This window comes from Paenarthrobacter nitroguajacolicus, from assembly GCF_007786235.1.
GTDB lineage: Bacteria > Actinomycetota > Actinomycetes > Actinomycetales > Micrococcaceae > Arthrobacter > Arthrobacter nitroguajacolicus_A.
The window spans coordinates 1-1355 of record NZ_VNFK01000044.1; the positions used below are offsets into that span (position 1 = coordinate 1).

General features: G+C 51.9%; 1 rRNA gene. It reads left to right on the plus strand.

The annotated features are described in order from the left end of the window. Positions 1-1355, plus strand: a 23S ribosomal RNA gene (locus FQP90_RS22895); the annotation flags it as partial.

Consider the following 1355-nt stretch of genomic DNA (forward strand, 5'->3'; position numbering starts at 1 on the left):
TGAGCAAGGTGGTATCCACTTCCCGCTCATTGATCAACTGGAGGACCGAACCGACTAATGTTGAAAAATTAGCGGATGACTTGTGGCTAGGGGTGAAAGGCCAATCAAACCTGGAGATAGCTGGTTCTCCCCGAAAGCTATTTAGGTAGCGCCTCGGACGAATACTACTGGGGGTAGAGCACTGTTAAGGCTAGGGGGTCATCCCGACTTACCAACCCTTTGCAAACTCCGAATACCAGTAAGTACTATCCGGGAGACACACGGCGGGTGCTAACGTCCGTCGTGGAGAGGGAAACAACCCAGACCGCCAGCTAAGGTCCCAAAGTATAGCTAAGTGGGAAACGATGTGGGAAGGCTCAGACAGCCAGGATGTTGGCTTAGAAGCAGCCATCATTTAAAGAAAGCGTAATAGCTCACTGGTCGAGTCGGCCTGCGCGGAAGATGTAACGGGGCTAAGCTATACACCGAAGCTGCGGCTACGTACCTTAGGGTATGTGGGGTAGGGGAGCGTTCTGTAAGCCGTTGAAGGTGGTCTGTAAGGGCTGCTGGAGGTATCAGAAGTGCGAATGCTGACATGAGTAACGATAAAGGGAGTGAAAAACTCCCTCGCCGGAAGACCAAGGGTTCCTGTCCAACGTTAATCGGGGCAGGGTAAGTCGACTCCTAAGGCGAGGCCGAAAGGCGTAGTCGATGGGAAACGGGTTAATATTCCCGTACTTCTTACAATTGCGATGGGGGGACGGAGAAGGCTAGGTGGGCCTGGCGACGGTTGTCCAGGTTCAAGTATGTAGGCGGGTGGTTTAGGTAAATCCGGACCACTATTAACGCTGAGATACGATGTCGAGCTACTACGGTAGTGAAGTCATTGATGCCATGCTTCCAGGAAAAGCCTCTAAGCTTCAGATTGTAAGGAATCGTACCCCAAACCGACACAGGTGGTCGGGTAGAGAATACCAAGGCGCTTGAGAGAACTCGGGTGAAGGAACTAGGCAAAATGGTACCGTAACTTCGGGAGAAGGTACGCTCTTATCAGTGAAGTCCCTTGCGGATGGAGCAGACGAGAGTCGCAGATACCAGGTGGCTGCAACTGTTTATTAAAAACACAGCACTGTGCAAAATCGTAAGATGACGTATACGGTGTGACGCCTGCCCGGTGCCGGAAGGTTAATTGATGGGGTTAGTCTTCGGACGAAGCTCTTGATCGAAGCCCCGGTAAACGGCGGCCGTAACTATAACGGTCCTAAGGTAGCGAAATTCCTTGTCGGGTAAGTTCCGACCTGCACGAATGGCGTAATGATGGCCACGCTGTCTCCACCCGAGACTCAGTGAAATTGAAATCGCTGTGAAGATGCAGT